General features: G+C 60.6%; 1 protein-coding gene. It reads left to right on the top strand.

Annotated features, from left to right (window positions below; all coding sequences use genetic code 11):
* On the top strand, nt 1-563 hold a 563-nt coding region (locus tag K5E19_RS23600), incomplete at both ends, for a Dyp-type peroxidase (protein WP_221553354.1).

Raw genomic sequence — 563 nt, 5'->3', positions numbered from 1 at the left:
TGCTGATCCAGATCTGCGCTAACACCCAGGATACGGTGATCCACGCCCTGCGCGATATCATCAAGCACACGCCGGATCTGCTCAGCGTGCGCTGGAAGCGGGAAGGGTTTATCTCCGATCACGCGGCGCGCAGCCAGGGAAAAGAGACGCCGGTCAACCTGCTCGGCTTTAAAGACGGAACGGCCAACCCGGATAGCCGCGATGCGGCGCTGATGAAAAACATGGTCTGGACCACGACGGATCAGGGCGAACCGGCGTGGGCGGTGGGCGGCACTTATCAGGCGGTGCGCATTATCCAGTTCCACGTGGAGTTCTGGGATCGCACGCCGCTGAAAGAGCAGCAAACCATTTTCGGTCGTGACAAGCAGAGCGGTGCGCCGCTGGGCATGAAAAACGAACACGATGTGCCGGATTACGCAAACGATCCGGACGGGGATACCATCGCGCTCGACAGCCATATTCGTCTGGCGAACCCGCGAACGCCGGAAACCCAGTCCAGCCTGATGATGCGTCGCGGCTACAGCTATTCGCTGGGGGTGACCAACTCCGGGCAGCTGGATATG

Origin of the sequence: Enterobacter sp. RIT637, from assembly GCF_019718755.1 — a bacterium.
Taxonomy (GTDB): Bacteria; Pseudomonadota; Gammaproteobacteria; order Enterobacterales; family Enterobacteriaceae; genus Enterobacter.
This window is presented reverse-complemented; position numbering and strand designations above follow the sequence as displayed.